The sequence below is a fragment of the Mycoplasma sp. Z386 genome (assembly GCF_054343375.1).
On the sequence record NZ_JBTGVC010000041.1, the window covers coordinates 1 to 518 of the forward strand.

Below are 518 nucleotides of genomic sequence, written 5' to 3' on the forward strand. Positions count from 1 at the left end.
TTCAAATGATCAAAAATTTGATGGTTATTATGTATATGAAACTTCTTTAAAGGATTTAGATCCATTAAAAGTTGTAGAAATATACTCAATGCAATGAAAAATAGAAGAAAATTTTAGAACATTAAAAAATAATTTACAAATTAGACCAATGTATGTTTATACAACTAAACACATCCAAGGACATGTATTATTTTCTTTTTTATCATTATGAATTTTGAAAATGTTTTTATTAAAAATAAAAAATTTCTATAAAGATAATGGAATAATACAAAAAATTACAGATGAAAAATTTATTTTAATTTTAAAAAATTTAATTTATATGACAGAAGAAGATAGAAATAGCAATAAATTATTAACTTTTAAAAGATTAGATAACGAATTATCAGTAATGGCTTGAAATTTTTATGATGAATATATAAAATACATAAAATAGCAAGTAAATTTTTAAAAAAGCAAACGAAAAGTGCTGTAAAACAGCACTATTTGTATTTTTTCCCTATTAACTGGGAAACGCAGGA

1 protein-coding gene is annotated in these 518 nt (G+C 20.5%); it reads left to right on the top strand.

Going from position 1 to position 518, the window contains the following annotated elements; all coding sequences use genetic code 4:
• Positions 1-433, top strand: a 433-nt coding sequence (locus ACXX85_RS03980; RefSeq protein WP_458560690.1) for a transposase, incomplete at its 5' end; no start/stop codon positions are given.
• Positions 434-518 lie beyond the last annotated feature (85 nt).